The sequence below is a fragment of the Mycobacterium sp. SP-6446 genome (assembly GCF_001954045.1).
Taxonomy (GTDB): Bacteria; Actinomycetota; Actinomycetes; order Mycobacteriales; family Mycobacteriaceae; genus Mycobacterium.
In genome coordinates, this window is the sequence record NZ_MBEM01000111.1 from 39,102 (window position 1) to 58,951 (window position 19,850).

Genomic DNA, 19,850 nt, shown 5'->3' on the forward strand with positions numbered 1-19,850 from the left:
CTTGGCGCCGGGGCGCTTTCGCGTAAGCGGGCCGAAACCTCAGCCCAAGAAGATGTTGCGGCGGCCGGCGAGCAGCCGGTACAGCGTCTGCTGGATCGTCTCGCGCACCTGATCGGTCAGCTCGAAGGTGACCATCGGGTCCTCCGCGTCGGAAGCGGCGTAGTCGTTGGTGTAGATCGGCTCGCCGAACGCGATTCGCCACTTGGACGGCAGTGGCACCAGGCCCGCGGGCCCGGCCAACGGAAACAGCGGAGTGATCGGGAAGTAGGGCAGGCCGAACAGCCGCGCCAGCAGCTTGACGTCGGTCAGCATCGGGTAGATCTCTTCGGAACCGATGATCGAGCAGGGAATGATCGGCGCCTTGGTGCGCAGCGCGGCCGTAACGAAGCCGCCGCGCCCGAAACGCTGCAACCGGTAGCGGTCCTCGAATCGCTTGCCGAGGCCCTTGTAGCCCTCCGGGAACACGGCGGTGAGCTCGCCCGCGGCGAGCAACCGGTGCGCATCGCTCGCGCAGGCCATGGTGTGGCCCGCCTTGCGGGCGGTTTCGCCGATCACCGGCAGATCGAAGACCATGTCGGCGGCCAGCAGCCGCAGGTCCCGCTCCGCCGGGTGCTCGTCATGAACGGCCACCGACAGCATCAGCCCGTCGAACGGCAGCACCCCGGCGTGATTGGCCACCACCAGCGCCGCGCCCTCGCTGGGCAGGTTTTCGATGCCGCTGACTTCGACCCGGAACCAGGACCTGAAGAAGAACCTCAGCAAAGGCCGGACGACCGCGCTGTTGAAGTGGGGATCGAAGCCGAATTCGTCGACCGTGTAGTCACCTGTCAACCGTTGCCGGAGGAATCCGGCGACGGCGGCGACGCGCTGCGCGAGCTCGTTGAGCGGTGCCTCCGCTGCCGATGGCGCGCCGGCGACACGGCGGTGCTCATCGATTTCCCGGACGACGGCGGCGATCTGCTCGGCCGACGCCCGACCCCGCGGATCGGTAAGCAATGAGGGATGCTGTCGAGACGACTCTGCCCGCTGATCGGCTCTGCGCCGCGCCGCTACCCGACCCCGATTGGTGTGCAGTGGAATGACATTCGCTCTGGTTTCACCCGCCACGATATCTACCTGACCCCACCCCATGGAATTGGATTTCGGCTACCCCAGCGCTGCGCTAAGGCAATGGCGCGACCCTCCAAGGAGCGTACCCGATCTGGATCGATTATGGGAGTGAGCGCGCGGCCGCGAACGTAGTCGTCGAACGCCTCGGCCGTCGACCATTTGGGCTGGTAACCGAGCTCGGTACGCATCCTGGTGGTGTCCATGACGCGCCCGTAGCTCAGGTAGTTGAATTGCTCACGGTTGATCTCCGTATAGCGATTAGCCCGTCTCAGCGAATCCAGCGCCCAGACGCCGAAGCCGGGTACGGGGAAGGGAATTCGGCCGGCCCGCCGGATCGCCTGCGACAACATGAGGATGCCGTCGGCACCGACGTTGAACGTGCCGGCCTTGCCGGCCATCGCCGCGCGCTCCAGCGCGCCGAGGGCGTCCTGCTCGTGCAGCAACTGCAATCGCGCGTCGCGGCCGAACATCGTCGGCACCAAAGGCCCAGCTAGATAGCGCGACAGCGTGGTATCCATCGCGGGGCCGATCATGTTGGCCAGCCGCAGGATGGTCACCGCGATATCGGGGCGGCGGCGGCCCAAGCCGCGCGCGTACCCCTCGATGTCGAGGCTGTCCTTCGCGAAACCGCCGCGGATGGGTCGGCGGCTGCTGCTGTCCTCGGTGAACATCACCGGATCGTGCGCGCTCGACCCGTACACCTCCGACGTCGACTTCAGCACGACGCGACGCACCGAAGGAGCTTTCTGGCAGGCCGCGAACAGTTGCATCGCGCCCATCACGTTGAGTTCCTTGAGGGCCGCGCTACCGCCGGATCGGGGCGCATACGACGCGGCTGCGGCGTGCACCACCGTATCGACGTCGCCGTTTCGAATCACCTTGGCGATAAACGGATTACGAATATCTGCGCGGACGAACTCGGCGCGGCCCATCCGGCGCAGCATGTCCTTGCTCGGCGCGATCGCGTCCACTGCGATCACCCCATTGATCAGCGGGTTCTGCGCCAGGCGAGCGGTCAGGTAGCCGCCCAGAAACCGGCATGCACCGGTAACCAGCACAACCTTGGGGTAGTGCATGGTGTCGGTCGCGGTGCCGCCCGTCGCGCCACCATCTCCGCTCGGCGAATCCACCCGAACAGCCTAACGGCCAAGAGAGACAGCGGCGTTACGGCCGCATGACGGTCGGCGCGGGTGGGATGGAACCGGGCGGGGCTTACTTGCCAAGTTTTCTGCGCTGCACCCGGGTGCGGCGCAGCAGCTTGCGGTGCTTTTTCTTCGACATGCGCTTGCGCCGCTTCTTGATTACTGAACCCATGAACTCCGCTATCTGACCCGTGACCGGCTTGGAAAGGACCCGGCCACTTTACCCGGCCGCCGGTATGGAACACCAAACCGGCGACCGCGTGACCGCACGCCAAATCACGCCCCTCGCCATGGTGCGGATCCGACCGCGCGCCGAAAACCTCGGTCTTGCGGCGGGTTTCAGCTCAGCCCGCGTCGAAGTACGAAGTCTCCAACATGTCGTGGACAGCCTTCGCATGCACCCGGAAGGACCGCCCAACCCGAACCGCTGGCAGCTCGCCGTTGTGCACCAGCCGGTAAACCGTCATTTTGGATACCCGCATCAGGGCAGCCACCTCGGCGACGGTCAGAAATTGTGTTCTGGCCTGCTGGCCATCGACTGCACCGGTGTCCCGCTTGCCAGCGGAATCTCGCGCCGATGGCCCGTTCGTAGACGTCATCGCAACCCAATCGTGTCAGGCCCGCGCAATGCCAGCGGCTTCCCCTCCGCTGGCACCCACACGTGCATACAGAAAGGAGAATAGCGGGACTAGTGGGGTTACTGGTACTGGTGGGGGACAATCAGTTCAAAATTCTTGAATTATTCTGATGTAATTCTTAGCTGCTCAGAGCGCTTTTTGGCGGCCTGAACGGCCGCGTCGACCGCCGCCCGCAATCCGCCTCGCTCGAGTTCGCGCAGCGCAGCGGCCGTCGTCCCGCCAGGCGAGGTGATGGTCGCGCGCAGTTGCGCCGCGGTGGCGTCCGAGCCGGCCCCCAGGGCCTCGCCTTCGCCGGGCCGGCGGTCTTGATCCATCCGTTCCAGCAGCATCGCCGCCGACCCCGCCATGGTCTGGGCGGTCAGATCCGTGGCCACCTGGCGGCTCAGGCCCGCCGCGACCCCGGCGTCGACCAGGGCCTCGACCATCAGGAAGAAGTAGGCCGGGCCGGATCCGGACAGGGCGGTGACCGCGTCCATCTGCGACTCGGGAACGGTCAGCACACCGCCGACGGCGTCGAACAGGGCCGAAACCTCCTCGAGCTGCGGCGCCGTGACGAAACGACCGCTGGCCAGCGCGGTCACGCCGGCACCCACCAGGGCCGCCGCGTTCGGCATCGCCCGCACCACCGGCGTTCCCGCCGGCAGCTTCGACTCGAAGTAGCCGATCGTGATCCCCGCCGCAACGGTGACGAACACCTGCTCGGCTGTGTCGTTTTCCGCGGCGGCGGCCGCCCGGCCCAGCTCCCCCATCACCGACTCGACGTCGGCGGGCTTCACCGCGACGACGACGAACGTCGCGTTCTCGACCGCCTCGGTCGGCGAGGTCACCAGCACCGAATAGGTGTCCGCCAGGTACTTGGCGCGTTCGGGCACTCGCTCGGCGACCACCAGGTCTTTGACCCGGCGCCCCGCGCGCAGCAGACCCGACAGCAAGGCCTCGCCGATACTGCCGCCACCGATGATCGCGATTCTTGCCATGCCGGAAAGCATCGCAGACACCGGCTACCCAGCGGCGGGCACCATCGCGAGTTGGCGCGCTTGCACGACGATCCGGCCCAAGCTGTCGACGACGGTGTGGTCCTCGTCGAACCAGTCATGCCCGATCTCCGTGCACGTCGCGATGATTCGCAGCCAGCCGTCGGCGGGCAGGCTTCGCAGAAACGCGGTGAGCTGAACCGTGGGGGCCCAGCCGGTGCGTTCCACGGCGAAGGTCACCGGCGCCGACAGGTCCCCGCACATGAGCGCAAACAGCGCGTCGGGTGCCACACCGCGGGGGCGCGCCCACATCTGAATCACCGGAGGGCGGCCGTCGGTGCTCGGCGCCAGCGTCGACAGCACCGGCCGCACGTCGCAGCCCTCGCCGAGATGGACCAGGCCGGCCAGCGGGTGTCCGGGTCCGATCGGCGCGACGTCGTCGGGCGGCTCCGGCGCCATCAGATCGACCACCGGATTCGCCGACAGCAGCGGGGCGGCCTGGCCGCCGGGCGGGAAATGCTCCGGCTCCCCCAGGTTGACCACCGCGTGCACCGCGGTCCGGCTGCCCTGAACCAGCTCCACGTCGACCACGCTGATCCGGCGGCCGCGCTTGCGGATCGACGTCACCAGCTGCATCACCCCGGGATCGGGGGCCGACAGGAAGCTCGCCGCCACGGCGACCGGTTGTAAGACCGGTCCATCCGGTCGGCCGCCGCAGACTGTGCGGGCGGCGTTGGCGCACAGCGCCAGCATCGCGCCGCCGTGGACCTTGGGCCCGATGGTCCAGTGCTTGTTGAGCTCGCCTTCGTACACACCCGGGTCGATCTCCCGCAGCGTCATGGCGTCGGTGAACAGCGCGTTCATGGTCTCCTGAGAACTCTCGTCGGTCACCGCATCAGATGCGTGCGCGCGAACTGCAGCGATTCGGTCAGCATGGCCTCGCGCTCGTAGGCTGAACGCGCCCCGGACGTGGACACCTCGAGGATGACATGGCCCGCGAAACGCCCGCCGGCCAGCGTCTGGCAGACCTCGGCGGTGGGTTGCGTTCCGCGCCCCGGCACCAGATGTTCGTCGGCGGGCAGGCCGCTGCCGTCGCACAGGTGCAGGTGCACCAGCCCCGCACCCATGCGCCGCGCCATCTCCAGCGAGTCGGTGCCCGCGGTCGAGGTATGCGACAGATCCAGCGTGTAGTGCGCGTGGTCGCCGTCCAGCGGGTCGTAGGACGGCGCGAACGCCGAAATCGCCGGGCCCGGGCCACCTCCGCGCCTGCGCATCCGTTCGCGCGACTGGTCGGCCCCGAAGAACCGGTCCGCCCGGAACGGGAACATGTTTTCCACGGCGACCATCACGTCGCTGGCCGCCTCCAGTTCCGCGACCTGGTCGCTGAAACCCTCGGCGTAGCGCCGTTGCCAGCGAAACGGCGGATGCACGACGACGGTCTGTGCGCCCAACTGCTCGGCGGCCTTCACGCTGCGTTCCAGCTTGTGAATCGGGTTGGACCCCCACACCCGCTGCGAGATCAGCAAGCAAGGCGCGTGCACCGACAGCACCGGCACGCGATAGCGCTTGGAAAGCTTCTTGACGGCATCGATGTCCTGGCTGACCGATTCGCTCCACACCATCAGCTCGACGCCGTCGTAACCGAGCCTGGCCGCATACTCGAACGCGGCCTCGGCCCTCAATGGATAGACCGAGGCCGTGGACAGGCCGACTTTGATTGCTGGGCGCACTATCTGGGGATGGCGCCTAGCCCGATTGCAGGGAAAGTGCCAACGGTCCCAGGGTGATCAGCGCTCCCACCGCGACCGCGATCAGCGTGCTGCCGATGTCCTCGGTTTTGCGCACCACCCGCACCCCGGCCACCAAGCCCAGGATGACCAGCACCGACAGCACCAGCGCGACCAGGCTGTTCCACCGCCAGAGTTGGTCGAAGGCGATGAACAGCAGGCCGCCGAACGCCACGGCGAAGATGCACTGCAAAACGATCAGGCCACCGCGCCACAGGTTCTCGAGTCTTTCGTGCGCGGGGTGAGCGCCCTCGTCGGCGTGGTCGATGTCGAGGTGGTCCTCTTCGTCGGCCAGCGAGTCCGCCGAAGCCCGCTCGCCGCTGCGCCGCCGCGCCAGCTCGTCGGCCAGGGTCTGCCCGCCGAACAGCGTCGAGTCCGAGGACTGCAGGTAGGACCGCACGTAGGCGGAGTCCTCGGTCGCGGGTTCGGCTTCGCGCACTTCGGAATCCATCACGTCGACCGGGATGTCGGCGTATTGGTCCAGCGGATCCGGGCTCATATCCTCGGCGCCGGATTGCTCGGCCTCGCCTGCGTCGACATGGCGCACCGGCCGCGGATATTCGCTGCGCTCGGGCCCCGTCGCGCGTTGCGGCTGCGGTGGGGACTTGGGCCAGCGCGGCTCGGGTTCGGACCAGTACGCGGTTGCGGGCCGCTCGTCGGTGACCTCGTGAGCGACGTCCGCGTCCGGTGCGGCACGCTCGGCCACCTGGGTCGTCCCGTTGGTCCCGTGGTCGGTCTCGTCGTCGTCCTGGATGACGGGGATCTCGCCGGTCAGCTCAGCGACGGTGACGGCATCGCTATCACCGCGCCGACGGCGGCGCCGGCGGGTGAGCTCCGGGGCGCCAATGGTTCCGTTCCTGGCCAGCAATTCGGCCACCGAGATGGGCCGAGTGCCGGGGCTCTCGGTGTCTGGGTGTGGTCCGGTCATGGTTTGTCGCCTCTCGATCGGTTCGCATTCCGATCAACCTTCTTGCCTCCAGCATCGCGCACAGAGGTCTCGACGAGGGCCGTTCCGTCGGCTTCGCTGTCGAGTTTGCGCAAGATGAGACCCTCCCGTAATGCCCACGGGCAGATATCCACCGTTTCGATCGACAGCGCTCGCATGCTCGCCTCCGCCACCAGGGCGCCCGCCACGATCTGCGGGGCCCGCTCGGCGCTGACTCCTTCCAGTTCAGCTCGGTCAGCGGTGGTCATCCTAGAGATGAAAGATATGAGTTGCCTGAGGCCGTTGGACGTCAGCGTCCGCTTCACCCGTGGTCCGGCCGCCGACGGGGCCGCGCCGGTCAGCCGCGCCAGCGAGCGGAACGTCTTCGAGGTTGCGACGGCCAGGTCCGGGGCGCCGGCGTCGAGAACGGTGGCACTCGCGTCGGCCAGCTCGGCATCCAGCCAATCGCGCAGCATCGCGACCCGGCGCCGGCCGGGCGGGTCCTCGGCCAGCCACTCGCGGGTCAGCCGACCGGCGCCCAGCGGCAGCGACAACGCGATCTCGGGCTCCTCGTCGACGCCGCTGGACAGTTCCAGCGAGCCGCCGCCGATGTCGAGGTTGACGATCCGCCCCGCGCTCCACCCGTACCACCTGCGCACCGCCAGGAAGGTCAGCCGCGACTCGTCGACGCCGCGTAGCACCTCCAGCTCGACTCCGGTCTCCTTGCGCACCCGCGCCAGCACGTCGTCGGAATTCTCGGCGTCGCGCACCGCGGAGGTGGCAAAGGCCATCAGCTCCTCGCAGCCGGAGCTGTCGGCGATCTTGGCGAATTCGTCGATGGTGGAAATCAGTTTTTCGGCGCCGCGTTTGGTGATCTTGCCGGAGCTGTCGAGGGATTCCGAAAGCCGCAGCGTTGCCTTGGTTGAACTCATGGGCGTGGGATGTCCGCCGCGGTGGGCATCGACCACCAACAGATGGACCGTGTTGCTACCCACGTCGAGCACGCCCAATCGCACATAAACAACCTAATCGGTGCGGCGGCGTGGGGCCTCTCGCGCCCCGCTGTGTCCGGGGCCGCGAGCCGCCCGAGTGTCATCGGGTCAGCGAACACGAATTGTGGTCTAACGTTGAGTGCGTGGCGAATTCGCATCTCGAGCCGGGGCAAGAAGTCGAATTGGATTTCGCCCGCGAATGGGTGGAGTTCTATGACCCGGATAACCCCGAGCACCTGATTGCGGCCGATCTCACATGGCTGCTGTCCCGCTGGACGTGCGTATTCGGCACGCCGGCCTGCCGCGGCACCGTCGAAGGCCGTCCCGACGACGGGTGCTGTTCGCACGGCGCGTTCCTGTGCGACGACGACGACCGCGCCCGCTTGGACGACGCGGTGAAAAAGCTCACGGCCGACGACTGGCAATTCCGCGAAAAGGGATTAGGCCGCAAGGGCTACCTGGAGCTCGACGAGCATGAGGGCCAACCGCAATACCGCACCCGCAAACACAAGGACGCGTGCATTTTCTTGAACCGGCCCGGCTTCGCCGGCGGCCCCGGCTGCGCGCTGCACAGCAAGGCCCTCAAGCTGGGCGTGCCGCCGCTGACGATGAAGCCCGACGTGTGCTGGCAGCTGCCGATCCGGCGCAGCCAGGAGTGGGTTACCCGGCCCGACGGCAGCGAGATCCTCAAGACCACCGTCACCGAGTTCGATCGCCGCGGCTGGGGATCCGGTGGCGCCGACTTGCATTGGTACTGCACGGGCGACCCGGCCACCCACATCGGCGCCAAACAGGTCTGGGAAAGCCTCGCCGACGAGCTCACCGAACTGCTCGGCGCCAAGGCCTATGCGGAACTGGCGGCGATGTGCAAGCGCCGCAGCAAGTTAGGCCTCATCGCGGTGCACCCGGCGACCCGGCTCGCCGAGTAGCGTTCACGTCGCTCGTTTCTTGTTGTAGGACAACACCATTCGCATCGCGCTGGCTTGCAGGTACGTCTCGACGGCCATGGCGCCGGCCGCCGCGTCGCGCGCCAGCACCGCCTCGGTGATCGCCCGCAGGTCGGCCACCACCGGGCCGGCGTCGTCGTAGGCCCCGGTCAGCTCGTGCTCGCGGCCGCCAAAGGCGTGCTCGACCCAGCGGTACATCAACCCCAGGGCGCGGTTGCCGGTGCTGTGGATGAGCACCCGGAAGTAGGCGAGGTCGGCGGCCTGGCGCGTTGCGGCGCTATCGGCCTCGGCCACCGCGGCCAGCGCGGCACGTAACGCGTCGGCGTCCTCGGGCGCGCGCCGTTGCGCCGCCAGGCGTCCGATCAACGGGCCCAGCGCCGCGCGGATCTCCAGCAGCTCGACCAGGAACTCCGGGCCCAGTTTGCGGACCAGCGCCTCGACGACGGCGGGATGGGTCAGCCCCTCGGGGTCGCGCACCACGTTGCCGCTGCCGTGCCGAGCCTCGATCAGCCCCATCTGCTGCAGCCGGGCCAGGCCCTGGCGCAGCGAGGTGCGGTTGACGTCGAGCTGCTCGGCCAGCTCCCGTTCCGGCGGCAGCGTCGAACCGGGCGGGAAGACGCCGTCGAGGATCGCGTCGGCGATCGACGCCGCGATCTGTTCGTCCACCCGCTGGCGGTCGGGAGGCTGCAACGCACTAGACTGGTTCATTGGCTCAACCAATATACAGCCGACGGGCAGGTGAAGCGGTGAACGACGACTGGCGATCCGCCGCGTTCCCGCGCTGGCGCGGCAAGCCCGGGCGCCTCGAAGTCTGGTACGCCACGTTGTCGGATCCCCTGACGCGCGCGGCCCTGTGGATCCACTGCGAGACGGTTGCGCCCCTGCCGGGCCCCCGGGCGCCCTACGCGCACGGCTGGGCGACCTGGTTCCCGCCCGACGGCCCGCCGCGCACCGAGCGGTTCGGTCCCGAGCCCGCCCGGCCTGGGACCGACACGGCCTGGTTCACCGCTGCCGGCGCGCGGGTGGGGCCCGACGAGCTGACCGGGCACGCGGGATCGCTCGGATGGGACCTGCGCTGGCGCGACGACGGCGCGCCGCTGTGGACGTTTCCCCGCGCGGCGTGGGAGCGCGAGCTGCTGCCGGGCGCCCAGGTGGTCCTCGCCCCGGCCGCCGACTTCACCGGCTCGCTCAGTGTCGGCGATGCCGCCCACCGCGTCGACGGCTGGCGCGGCGGCGTCGCCCACATCTACGGGCACGGCAACGCCAAACGCTGGGGATGGATCCACGCCGATCTCGGGGGCGGCGACATCCTCGAGGCGGTCACCGCGGTCTCGCACAAGCCGGGATTGCGCAGGCTCGCACCGATGGCGTTCGTCCGCTTCCGCATTGACGGAAAGGATTGGCCCGCAAGCCCTTTGCCGTCGCTACGGATGCGGACCACGCTCGGCTTGCGGCACTGGCAGTTGGAGGGACGCATCGGCGGCCGCCGGGTGCTGATCCGCGTCGACCAGCCCCCGGAGAAGTGCGTGAGCCTGCACTACACCGACCCCGACGGCGGCACCGCGGTGTGCACCAACACCGAGCAGGCCGACGTCCACGTCGAGATCGACGATCGGCACTGGTCGGTACTCGGAACCGGACATGCCGAAGTCGGCCTGCGCGGCGCCGAGGCGCCCGTCGTCAATGAAAGGACACCACAATGAGTTTCGTGCTTGACCCGCCGCTGCTGGTCGCCGCCGGAGTGCTGATCGAACGCAACGTGCCCAGCGATCGCCGCGACGTCGCCGAGGCCGGCGTGCTCGGCGTCTTCTTCGGCGGCTCGTTCGGGCTCTACAACAACGTGCCTGGACTCGGCATCCTGTGGCGACCGTTCCGCGCCCGCAATGGCCGCGACTTCATGTGGAACAGCGGGGTTTTCGGCGTGAATACCGCCGAGGCACGCTGGCCGCTGCACGCGGCGGCCGGGGCGATCTTCGCCACATACCCGTTCTTCATCAAGCTCGGCCGACGGCTCGGCCGTCTGATATGAACCGTCTTGCCGCGTCGTTCGGCACCGCGTTGCTCCCCGAAGAGCACGGCGGGCCGCCACCGGCGCAGCTGGCCGATCGCGTCGACCGCTACCTCGCGCGGCTGCCGGCGACGTCACGGCTGGCGCTGCGCGCCGGGCTGGCGTCCGTGGGGGCGGCGAGCTACCTGACCACCGGCCGATCGCTGGCGCGGCTTGGTCCCGACCAACGGGATCGGGTGCTGCGCCGGGTCGCCGCCCTCAACCCCGATGCGACCGTGGCCGTCGAGGCCATGAAGGCAATCGTGTTGCTGGCCAACGGCGCCGACACCTATGCGCCGGAATTGCTCGCCCGCGCCCAGCGGCACGACGTGGCGCGCCCCGATGCGCCGTTGACGGTCATCCCATCCACCGAGAGCCCCTCCGTCGTCACCACCGGCGCCGTGGTCATCGGGTCCGGCGCCGGCGGCGCGATGGTGGCCCGCACGCTGGCCCGCGCCGGCATCGACACCGTGGTGCTCGAAGAGGGACGCCGCTGGACGGTCCAGGAGTTCCGTTCCACTCACCCGATCGATCGCTACGCCGGGCTGTACCGCGGCGCCGGGGCCACCGTCGCGCTGGGACGCCCGTCCGTGGTGCTGCCGATCGGGCGGGCGGTCGGCGGCACCACCGTCGTGAATTCCGGCACCTGCTACCGGCCGCCGTTGACCGTGCAGCGGCGCTGGCGCGACGAATTCGGGCTGGGCCTGGCCGACCCCGACCGGCTGGGCGCCCACCTCGACGACGTCGAGCACACGCTGCGGGTCGCGCCGGTGCCGCTGCAGATCATGGGCCGCAATGGGCGCCTGCTGCTCGATGCCGCTTCGTCGCTGGGCTGGCGGGCGGCGCCCATTCCGCGCAACGCGCCGGGGTGCGAGGGCTGTTGCCAGTGCGCGATCGGTTGTCCGCGCAACGCCAAGTTCGGTGTACACCTCAACGCGCTGCCCCAGGCCTGCGCGGCGGGCGCGCGGATCATCTCGCACGCGCGCGCCGAGCGCGTGCTGCACGAGGGCGGGCGCGCCCGCGGGGTGCGCGCCCGTCGTCCCGACGGAACCGCGGTTGACATCCTTGCGGACACCGTCATTGTCGCCGCCGGGGCCACCGAGACACCAATGTTGTTGCGGCGCAGCGGTCTTGGCGCGCATCCGCGCCTCGGCCGTAACCTTGCGCTGCATCCGGCGACGATGCTCGCCGGGCGCTTCGACGACGACGTGGTCGCGTGGCACGGCGTGCTGCAGAGCGCCGCCGTCCACGAGTTCCACGAGTCGGATGGCGTGCTGATTGAAGCGACGTCCACGCCGCCCGGCATGGGCTCGATGGTCTTTCCGGGATATGGCGCCGAGCTGCTCGGGTGGCTCGACCGGGCGCCCCAGGTCGCCACGTTCGGCGCCATGATCGCCGATCGCGGTGTCGGCTCGGTGCATTCGGCGCGGGGCGAAACGCTGGTGCGCTACAACATCACCCGGGACGACATCGCCAAGGTGGTGGTCGCGGTCGAGGCCATGGGGCGGCTGCTGTTCGCCGCCGGCGCCGTCGAGGTGCTGACGGGTTTGCCCGGCGCGACGACGGTCACGTCGCTGCCCGCGCTGCAGGACGCGCTGCGGCGCAGCAACCCCCGGAGCCTGCACCTTGCCGCGTTCCATCCGACGGGCACCGCCGCCGCGGGCGCCGATTCGCAACGGTGTCCGGTCGACGAGACCGGACGGCTGCGCGGAGTCGACGGCGTCTGGGTGGCCGATGCGTCGATCCTGCCCAGCTGCCCGGAGGTGAACCCGCAGGTGTCGATCATGGCGCTGGCGCTGGCCGTCGCCGACGAGGTCGTCGGTAATCGAGTGTGCGCCTAGGGCTAGCCCTCGAGCTTGTAGCCCAATCCCCGCACCGTCACCAGGTGCACCGGGTTGGCCGGGTCGGCCTCGATCTTCGACCGCAGCCGCTTGACGTGGACGTCGAGCGTCTTGGTGTCACCGACGTAGTCCGCGCCCCACACGCGATCGATGAGCTGCCCGCGGGTCAGCACCCGGCCGCTGTTGCGCATCAGGTATTCCAGCAAGTCGAATTCCTTGAGCGGCAACGTGATTGTGTCACCGTTGACGGATACCACGTGCCGCTCGACATCCATCCGCACCGGGCCGGATTCCAGCACGCCGTCGCTGATTTCGGAGTCGTCGTCACCGCCGCGGCGCAGCACCGCCCGGATCCGGGCGATCAACTCGCGGGCCGAGTACGGCTTGGTCACATAGTCGTCGGCGCCCAGTTCGAGGCCGACGACCTTGTCAATCTCGCTGTCGCGAGCAGTCACCATGATCACGGGCACGCTGGAACGGGCACGCAGCTGCTTGCAGACATCAGTGCCGGAGATGCCCGGCAGCATCAAATCGAGCAGCACGATGTCGGCGCCGGCCCGCTCGAACTCGGCGAGCGCCGCCTGCCCGTCGGTCACTACCGTGGCCTCGAAGCCCTCCTTACGCAGGAGAAATGCCAGCGGATCGGCAAGTGACTCCTCGTCTTCGACGATCAGCACACTGGTCATCTACTTAGCTCTTCCTCTCGTTGGGACCGATGGGGCCGCACCTCACGGCCCCGCGGTTGCTCTGGTGGTTCGTCGTCGTCCCGATACGCCGGGATGGACAAGGTGAACGTCGAGCCGGTGCCCGGCTTGCTCCACACGCCGATGCTGCCGTTGTGATTGGCCGCGACGTGTTTGACGATGGCCAGCCCTAGCCCGCTGCCGCCGGTGGCCCGCGAACGCGCCTTGTCGCCCCGGAAGAAGCGCTCGAAGACTCGTTCCTGGTCTTCGAGCGCGATGCCGATGCCCCGGTCGGTGACGGCGATCTCGATGTTGTCCCCGCGGCGGCGGCGACTGATCGACACCGGCGAGCCCGGCGCCGAATACGCGATCGCATTGGAGACCAGGTTGGCCAGCGCGGTCACCAGCAGGGTTTCGTCGCCCAGCACGCGCAACCCGCTGGGCGCGTCGGTGCGGACCTGGATCTGCGCATTGTCGGCGGCCACCTTGTGGCGTGAAATCGCTTCGGACACAACGGTATCGACGTCAACTTCGGTGACGTTGGGCAACCGCTCGGCGCCCTGCAGCCGGGACAGCTCGATCAGCTCGGCGACCATGTCGCCCAGCCGGTTGGCCTCGATCAGCACCTTCTCGGCAAACCGGCGAACGGTGTCGGAGTCATCCGACGAAGCCAGCAAGGCCTCCGCAAGTACGGCCATGGCGCCGACCGGGGTCTTGAGCTCGTGGCTGACGTTGGCGACGAAGTCGCGCCGCGTGGCCTCCATGCGGGCGTAGTCCGACTGGTCGTGAACGAAGACCACGGCGAACCGGCGGTCCTCATGGCTGAGCAGCCGGGCCTGCCCGTGCACCGCGAGCCCGGAGCGGCCGTTGTTCTGGCGTTTGGCGGGCTGCATGTCGAACTCGGCGTCGAGACCACTCAGCGCCTGCTGCGCCGCCTGCCAGGCCTGGTCGTCGAGCTGACGATCCCGCACCAGACCCAATTCCGTGGCGCGCTCGTTGAGATAGACGACGTCGCGATGGGAATCCACCACCGCCACGCCCAGCGGCATCAGCGTCACGATCCGCTGCAGCATCTGCGCGACGGTGATTCCTGTCCATTCTGTGGCCACCCGCTGGCGGCGTTGCACCATCCGAGGCGACAGCCGGGTGCCGACCGCAACACCTGCGGCCAGCGCCAGCACGGACAAGACCCCGGCCAGCAACAGCGCCGAGAACACAGTCACATAGAAATCCTACAAATCTTCCTTAACGCCGCCCTAGCGGAGCGAGGCCAAAATCGGACAAGTCACATCCTGAGCTACAGGTGTTCGGCTCCCGTTTACGCCCTGTTTGGCAAACGGGGCCGTAAAGCACACTATCGGCACGTCAGCCGCGGGCAACGAAGAAACGGGCAAAAACTAGCGACGGCCTTGGCTGGCTACCGCGGCGGCACCGGCTGCCGCCGCCTCGGGGTCCAGATACGTACCGCCGGGCACCGTCGGGCGCAGCGCGTCATCCAGGTCGTAGCGCAGCGGAATGCCGGTCGGGATGTTCAGCCCGACGATCTCCTCGTCGGACATCCCATCGAGGTGTTTGACCAGGGCGCGCAGCGAGTTGCCGTGCGCGACGATCAGCACGGTCTTGCCGGTCCGCAGATCCGGGACGATCACGTCGGTGAAATACGGCAGAAACCGCGCCACGACGTCGGCCAGGCACTCGGTCAGCGGACCGCCGCCGATGTCGGCGTAGCGGGGGTCGGTGTCCTGGCTGAACTCGCTGCCCCGTTCGATCGGCGGCGGCGGCGTGTCGTAGCTGCGCCGCCAGGCCATGAACTGTTCTTCGCCGTAGCGGGCCTGGGTCTCGGCCTTGTTCAGACCTTGCAGCGCGCCGTAGTGGCGCTCGTTGAGCCGCCAGCTGCGCCGCACCGGAATCCAGAGCCGGTCGGCGGTGTCCAGCGCGAGATGCGCGGTGGTGATCGCGCGACGCAGCAGCGAGGTGTAGAGCACATCGGGCAACAGGTTGTGCTCGGCCAGCAGCTCGCCGCTCCGGATCGCCTCGGTCCGGCCTTTGGCGGTCAGGTCGACGTCGACCCAACCAGTGAACTGATTGCTCGCGTTCCATTCGCTTTCGCCGTGGCGCAACAGCACCAAGGTCGCGGTGTCACCCATGGGCGCTAGTCTCTCACGCGGCTTTTAGTCGTCTTCGTCGTCGATCAGGTGGGCGAAGGCCTGCAGGTTCTTCAGCGACTCACCGCGCGACACTCGCCACTCCCACTCCTTTTGGATCGACGAGCGAAAACCCAACTCCAGCAACGTATTAAAGTCCGAATCCACCGCCTCGAGCACCTGTCCGAGCACCCGGTCGATCTCGTCGGCGTCCACCGAGGCCAACGACATCCGGCCCACCAGGTAGATGTCGCCGACGTTGTCCAGCGTGTAGGCCACCCCGTAGAGCCGCCGGTTGCGCTTGAGCAAAAACCGGTAGACGCCCTCGTGGTTCTCGTCGGGCTTGCGGCACACGAACGCCTCGACGCGCACCGAGTGCTCGCCGATGCTCAGAATGGTGTTGGTCTTGAGCTTGCGCTCGCCGGGCAGCTCGACCACCAGGCCCGGCAATCCGCCATGTGCCCCAGGGAATTCCGAGTAGGTCAATCCACTGGCCTGGAGGGCGTGCTCGATCACCGCCTGCACAGTGGAGTTCACGCGCCCACCCCGCGCCGCGAGGTCCAGCGGCGCGGCTTGCGCGCCGCCACCCGGTCCCGCACCCGGCGCTGGCGCCCCGCGGCGAAGTCGCCGATCGCGCGCCGGTAGCTGTCCAGCAGCGCGTCGGTGGTGTTCTCCCACGAGAACGTCGCCGCGTGGGCCGCGGCGGCGCGGCTCATCGCGCGCCCGGCCGGCTCGTCGCGCAGGCGCAGCAGGCCGTCGATGGCCGCCGCCCAGCGATCGACGTCGTGGCCGGACACCAGGGTGCCGGTGATCCCGTCGCGCACCGCCACCGGCAATCCGCCGACCGCGGCCGCCACGACCGGCGTCCCGCAGGCCTGCGCTTCGACGGCGACCAAGCCGAACGACTCCGAATAGCTCGGCACCGCAACGAGATCGGCGGCCTGGAACAGGGTGGCCAGATTCGCCCGGGACTGCGGCGGCAGGAATGTCACCCGCGCCGCGATGCCCAATTCGTCTGCGAGACGGACCAGCCCGTCTGGAGACGCCAGCCCGGTCCCCGACGGTCCGCCGGCGACCACGATGCGCACGCCGGGCAGTTTGGCGGCGGCCCGCAACACGATGTCGGGCGCCTTCAGCGGCTGGATCCGGCCGACGAAGGCCACGATGTCCTCGTCGAGCGGGAGCCCCAGTGCCGCGCGGGCCGCCCGGCGATCACCCGGATGGAACACGTCCAGGTCCACACCCGGATGCACCACGTCGATGCTCGCGGGATCGGCGCGGTGTATCGAAATCAATTGCCTCGCTTCATCATCGGTGTTGACGATCAGCCGGTCCGCCTCGTCGACCACCTGCTGCTCCCCCACCGTGCGCAGCGGCGGCTCGGGCGCATCACCGTCGGCCAGTGCCGCGTTCTTCACCGCGGCCAGCGTGTGCGCGGTATGCACCAGCGGAACCGCCCAGCGGTCGCGGGCCAGCCAGCCGACCTGACCGGACAGCCAGTAGTGCGAATGCACGATGTCGTAGTGGCCCGGTTCGTGGGATGCCTCGGCGCGCAGCACCCCCGCCGCGAACGCGCACAGCTGGGTGGGCAGGTCGTATTTATCCAAGCCCTCGAACGGCCCGGCCACGACGTTGCGCACCAGCACACCGGGCGCGACCCGCTCGACCGGCGGATCGGCGGATGCGGTGGCCCGGGTGAAGATCTCCACCTCGATGCCCCGACGGGCCAGGTGCAGCGCCGTCTGCAGCACGTAGACGTTCATGCCGCCCGCATCGCCGGTTCCCGGCTGGGCCAGTGGCGAGGTGTGGACCGCCAACACCGCAATGCGGCGCGGGTCGTTCAGCCGGAAGACGTCATCGTGCCGCACACTGTCATCTTTACAGGACGGGCCCCGGCCCCACCCGAGGGCGCTGTTCGCGCTAAGCGGAAGACTCGTCCGGTTCGACATCCGCCCGGGCGGCCAGCGCGCCGGCGCGGCGCATCGCGCCCAGCGGATCGGCGTACAGCCCGCCCAGCGACACGATCCCGGCCCCGGCCTCCTGGACCCGGTTGCCGAACGCCGTTACCCGGATATCGCGCGGGGGCAGCACCGAGCGCGCGGCGAACGCCTCTTCCACCTGGCCCATGGCCTCGGGATACTCGGTGAACCCCTGGCCGCCGACCACCAGCTCGTCGGGGTTGAGCACGTCACGCAGCAGTGCGACGGCCTCGCCGAGCACCCGGGCGCGTTCCGCGAGCAGCTCTTTGGCCTGCTCGTTTCCAGCGCGGGCCACCCGCACCAGGTCGGTCATCGCGGTGACGGCGCCGTTCGCGCGGTTCACCGGGGCGGTGGGCAGGATCCGAAGCCGGCGGGCGGCGGCCAGCACGGCCTCGTCGCTGACGGTCGATTCCAGCTGCCCGGTGCCGCCGAGCAGCTCCGAGTACGCGGGCAGGCCGGCGATGGTGCCGGGGCCGCTGGCCGGGCAGTGCACCCGCCCGCCGATCACCAGCGCATAGCCAACCGTCTCGCGGGCGTAGATGTACAGGCTGGTCGGCGAGCTCGGCGCGAACCGCCGCATGCCGAGCAGCAGCTCGGCCCCGGCCATCGCGTCGACGTGGGAGGCCACCGAAACCGGCAGGCCCAGCGCGTCGGCCAGCACCGATCCGACCGGCGCTTGCCGCCAGCCCAGCCGCGGGTGGTCGACGTGGCCGGTGGCGCCGTCGACGGTGCCACCGATCGCCACGCCCACCCACAGCAGGCGGCGCCGGTGCCAGCGCCTCATGTAGCGGGTCGCGCTTTCGGCGAGCGAGGCGAGCGCGGGTCCGGGCGGGCTGAGCGGTGTCGGGGTCTCGACGGTGTCCAGCGTGCGGCCGAAGAGATCGGTGGCGACGATGCTGGTGGTGCGCGCGCCGATGTGGATGCCGAGCGTCACGAACGGCTCATGGTTGATCTCGACGGGCACCCGCGGGCGTCCGATCGCGCCGGAGACCGCGAGGTCGGCACGCTCCCGCAGCAGGCCGGCCGCGAGCAGCGCGATGACCTGGCGGTTAACCGTCGCGATGCTCAGGGATGTGACCGCGGCGATGACGTCGCGTCCGACGGGCCCGCGCAACCGCACCGCGCGGAAGACGGACGCCGCCGCCGAGTCGGAGATGTGCAAGGCCGGCGGCAGGATCTGGCGGTGCAACCGCAGATGGCCTTTGCGGCCGGGCGAATGATGGGTGTGAGTGAGACTGGTCGTGCGCACGAGCGTCCTTTGGTTGAGTACTGAGGGCCGGTCTTCGGCCACGCCGGGGAGTCAGGCGCGGCAAAGTGCGCGGCAACAACACGCACCTGCCGCGCAAAGACACGCGGTGGCGGTGTTGACCAGGACGCTGTACTGCACAGGGGAAATTTAGCACGTTTATTAGAGTTGTCCTGGTGAGTTCAGCGAGCGATCGGATCGCGGTCGTCACCGGTGCCAGTTCCGGGATCGGTGAGGCGACCGCCAAAACCCTTGCGGCCCTTGGGTTTCACGTCGTGGCGGTGGCACGTCGGGCCGACCGGATCAACGCCCTTGCGGACGAGATCGGCGGTAGCGCCGTTGTGGCTGATGTCACAGACGACGCGGCCGTCGCGGCGCTCGCGCAGGGCCTGAGCCGGGTCGATGTGCTCGTCAACAACGCCGGTGGCGCCCGGGGGCTGGAGCCGGTGGGCGACGCCGACCTGGAGCACTGGCGGTGGATGTGGGAGACCAACGTGATGGGCACCCTGCGGGTCACCCGCGCGCTGCTGCCCAAGCTGATCGAGTCCGGCGACGGACTGATCATCACCGTCACCTCGATCGCGGCGATGGAAACCTACGACGGCGGGGCCGGCTATACCGCGGCCAAGCACGCGCAGGGCGCCCTGCACCGCACGCTGCGCGGCGAGCTGCTGGGCAAGCCGGTCCGGCTCACCGAGATCGCGCCGGGAGCGGTCGAAACCGAGTTCTCACTGGTCCGCTTCGACGGCGACGAGCGGCGCGCGGACGCCGTCTACTCGGGCATCACACCGTTAACGGCCGCCGATGTGGCCGAGGTGATCGGGTTCGTGGCCTCCCGGCCGTCGCACGTCGACCTGGACCAGATCATCATCCGGCCCCGGGATCAGGCCAGCGCCTCGCGGTTTAACCGCCGGGCCTAGCCGGCGCCGACGTGGTGGTGGTCGTCGGGGTGCCCGACAGGGTGGGGGCATCCGACGGGGTCACCGGTGCGGTGACCGGGATCTGCGTCGACGGCGGATGCGCGGTCGGGGGCGGCAGCGCCGACATCGCCACCCAGGTGTCCCAGTCGACGGCCCAGTCCCAGATGTCGCCGTCGGAGTAGGACAGCTGAATCGAGCTTCCCGTCACCTCGACCGGGTCGCCGTATATCGCGCTGCCGTAGTACTGCTCGGCATCCGCGGTGGACAGGTTGATGCAGCCGTTGGTGACGTTGGTGTTGCCCTGCGCCCCGGAGCTGGCGGGGTTGGCGTGGATGAACTCGCCGTTGTTGGAGATCCGCACCGCCCAGCGTTCGTGGATGTGGTTGTAGCCGGCCGCCGGGTTGGACATGTAGAAGTCGGCGTACTTCTCGGTGACGACGTGGATGCCGTTGCGGGTGACGTTGCGCGCCTTGTC

22 protein-coding genes are annotated in these 19,850 nt (G+C 69.0%); 5 read left to right on the plus strand and 17 right to left on the minus strand.

Features of this window, described 5'->3' with window-relative positions; all coding sequences use genetic code 11:
- Nucleotides 1–39: 39 nt before the first annotated feature.
- The 9 genes from A5736_RS09650 to A5736_RS09690 all read right to left on the minus strand — a co-directional run bounded on the left by A5736_RS09650 (nt 40) and on the right by A5736_RS09690 (nt 7,592).
- The gene (locus A5736_RS09650; RefSeq protein ID WP_139333222.1) at nt 40–1,131 is read right to left on the minus strand and encodes a lysophospholipid acyltransferase family protein; all 1,092 of its coding nucleotides are present in this window, start codon (nt 1,129–1,131) and stop codon (nt 40–42) included.
- Nucleotides 1,113–2,186 carry an SDR family oxidoreductase gene (locus tag A5736_RS09655; RefSeq protein ID WP_076245873.1) on the minus strand — a complete coding sequence of 358 codons (1,074 nt, stop codon included), beginning with the start codon at nt 2,184–2,186 and terminating at the stop codon, nt 1,113–1,115. The genes A5736_RS09650 and A5736_RS09655 overlap by 19 nt, the downstream gene beginning before the upstream one ends.
- Nucleotides 2,187–2,322: 136 nt before the next feature.
- Nucleotides 2,323–2,424 carry a 30S ribosomal protein bS22 gene (locus A5736_RS09660; RefSeq protein WP_003402602.1) on the minus strand — a complete coding sequence of 34 codons (102 nt, stop codon included), beginning with the start codon at nt 2,422–2,424 and terminating at the stop codon, nt 2,323–2,325.
- Between the two features lie 172 nt (nt 2,425–2,596).
- Nucleotides 2,597–2,851, minus strand: a complete 255-nt coding sequence (locus tag A5736_RS09665) for a cell division/environmental response transcriptional regulator (protein ID WP_076062519.1) — start codon at nt 2,849–2,851, stop codon at nt 2,597–2,599.
- Nucleotides 2,852–2,991: 140 nt separating this feature from the next.
- A complete protein-coding gene (gene proC / locus A5736_RS09670; RefSeq protein WP_175611233.1) occupies nt 2,992–3,867 on the minus strand; it encodes a pyrroline-5-carboxylate reductase in 876 nt (291 codons plus the stop codon).
- 24 nt (nt 3,868–3,891) lie between these two features.
- Entirely contained in the window at nt 3,892–4,728 is an 837-nt protein-coding gene (locus A5736_RS09675) for a thioesterase family protein (RefSeq protein WP_076123530.1), read from the minus strand.
- Between the two features lie 23 nt (nt 4,729–4,751).
- Nucleotides 4,752–5,594: a sugar phosphate isomerase/epimerase gene (locus A5736_RS09680; RefSeq protein ID WP_076245844.1), complete on the minus strand. Its 843-nt coding sequence runs from the start codon at nt 5,592–5,594 to the stop codon at nt 4,752–4,754.
- 16 nt (nt 5,595–5,610) lie between these two features.
- A complete protein-coding gene (locus A5736_RS09685) occupies nt 5,611–6,579 on the minus strand; it encodes a hypothetical protein (protein ID WP_076245846.1) in 969 nt (322 codons plus the stop codon).
- On the minus strand, nt 6,576–7,592 hold the full coding sequence (locus A5736_RS09690; RefSeq protein ID WP_076123496.1) for a Ppx/GppA phosphatase family protein: 1,017 nt from the start codon (nt 7,590–7,592) through the stop codon (nt 6,576–6,578). The genes A5736_RS09685 and A5736_RS09690 overlap by 4 nt, the downstream gene beginning before the upstream one ends.
- Nucleotides 7,593–7,711: 119 nt before the next feature.
- On the opposite strand from A5736_RS09690, the gene A5736_RS09695 reads away from it, so the two are divergent.
- Entirely contained in the window at nt 7,712–8,497 is a 786-nt protein-coding gene (locus A5736_RS09695; RefSeq protein WP_076062527.1) for a hypothetical protein, read from the plus strand.
- 3 nt (nt 8,498–8,500) lie between these two features.
- Here the strand turns inward: A5736_RS09695 and A5736_RS09700 are convergent, their stop codons facing one another.
- Nucleotides 8,501–9,223 (minus strand): FadR/GntR family transcriptional regulator, encoded by a 723-nt coding sequence (locus A5736_RS09700; RefSeq protein ID WP_076245848.1) that lies wholly within the window; start codon nt 9,221–9,223, stop codon nt 8,501–8,503.
- A 38-nt stretch (nt 9,224–9,261) separates the two neighbouring features.
- Here A5736_RS09700 and A5736_RS09705 point away from each other — a divergent pair, with 38 nt between their 5' ends.
- From A5736_RS09705 to A5736_RS09715, 3 genes are read left to right on the plus strand one after another with little or no spacing between them, the layout of a single operon-like run.
- Nucleotides 9,262–10,218: a hypothetical protein gene (locus A5736_RS09705; protein WP_076245849.1), complete on the plus strand. Its 957-nt coding sequence runs from the start codon at nt 9,262–9,264 to the stop codon at nt 10,216–10,218.
- Nucleotides 10,215–10,544 (plus strand): hypothetical protein, encoded by a 330-nt coding sequence (locus tag A5736_RS09710; protein ID WP_076123493.1) that lies wholly within the window; start codon nt 10,215–10,217, stop codon nt 10,542–10,544. Before A5736_RS09705 ends, A5736_RS09710 begins: the two co-directional genes overlap by 4 nt.
- Nucleotides 10,541–12,403 (plus strand): GMC family oxidoreductase N-terminal domain-containing protein, encoded by a 1,863-nt coding sequence (locus A5736_RS09715; RefSeq protein WP_076245851.1) that lies wholly within the window; start codon nt 10,541–10,543, stop codon nt 12,401–12,403. The genes A5736_RS09710 and A5736_RS09715 overlap by 4 nt, the downstream gene beginning before the upstream one ends.
- A 2-nt stretch (nt 12,404–12,405) precedes the next feature.
- On the opposite strand, the gene regX is transcribed toward A5736_RS09715, so the two are convergent.
- The 6 genes from regX to A5736_RS09745 all read right to left on the minus strand — a co-directional run bounded on the left by regX (nt 12,406) and on the right by A5736_RS09745 (nt 18,458).
- Complete coding sequence (regX, locus tag A5736_RS09720) at nt 12,406–13,089, minus strand: two-component sensory transduction protein RegX (RefSeq protein WP_076123491.1); 684 nt, start codon at nt 13,087–13,089, stop codon at nt 12,406–12,408.
- Nucleotides 13,086–14,309, minus strand: coding sequence for a cell wall metabolism sensor histidine kinase WalK (locus A5736_RS09725; protein WP_139333226.1), 1,224 nt, complete (start codon nt 14,307–14,309; stop codon nt 13,086–13,088). Before A5736_RS09725 ends, regX begins: the two co-directional genes overlap by 4 nt.
- A gap of 174 nt (nt 14,310–14,483) precedes the next feature.
- A complete protein-coding gene (locus A5736_RS09730; RefSeq protein ID WP_076123489.1) occupies nt 14,484–15,233 on the minus strand; it encodes a phosphoglyceromutase in 750 nt (249 codons plus the stop codon).
- 24 nt (nt 15,234–15,257) lie between these two features.
- Nucleotides 15,258–15,767 (minus strand): YbjN domain-containing protein, encoded by a 510-nt coding sequence (locus A5736_RS09735; RefSeq protein WP_076062540.1) that lies wholly within the window; start codon nt 15,765–15,767, stop codon nt 15,258–15,260.
- Nucleotides 15,764–17,098: a D-inositol-3-phosphate glycosyltransferase gene (mshA, locus tag A5736_RS09740; RefSeq protein WP_076245855.1), complete on the minus strand. Its 1,335-nt coding sequence runs from the start codon at nt 17,096–17,098 to the stop codon at nt 15,764–15,766. Before mshA ends, A5736_RS09735 begins: the two co-directional genes overlap by 4 nt.
- 52 nt (nt 17,099–17,150) lie before the next feature.
- Nucleotides 17,151–18,458 carry an ROK family transcriptional regulator gene (locus tag A5736_RS09745; RefSeq protein WP_076245857.1) on the minus strand — a complete coding sequence of 436 codons (1,308 nt, stop codon included), beginning with the start codon at nt 18,456–18,458 and terminating at the stop codon, nt 17,151–17,153.
- 173 nt (nt 18,459–18,631) lie between these two features.
- Here A5736_RS09745 and A5736_RS09755 point away from each other — a divergent pair, with 173 nt between their 5' ends.
- Complete coding sequence (locus tag A5736_RS09755) at nt 18,632–19,375, plus strand: SDR family NAD(P)-dependent oxidoreductase (RefSeq protein ID WP_369805135.1); 744 nt, start codon at nt 18,632–18,634, stop codon at nt 19,373–19,375.
- On the opposite strand, the gene A5736_RS09760 is transcribed toward A5736_RS09755, so the two are convergent.
- A partial coding sequence (locus A5736_RS09760) for a L,D-transpeptidase (protein WP_139333228.1) occupies nt 19,359–19,850 on the minus strand: 492 nt, incomplete at its 5' end. The genes A5736_RS09755 and A5736_RS09760 overlap by 17 nt on opposite strands.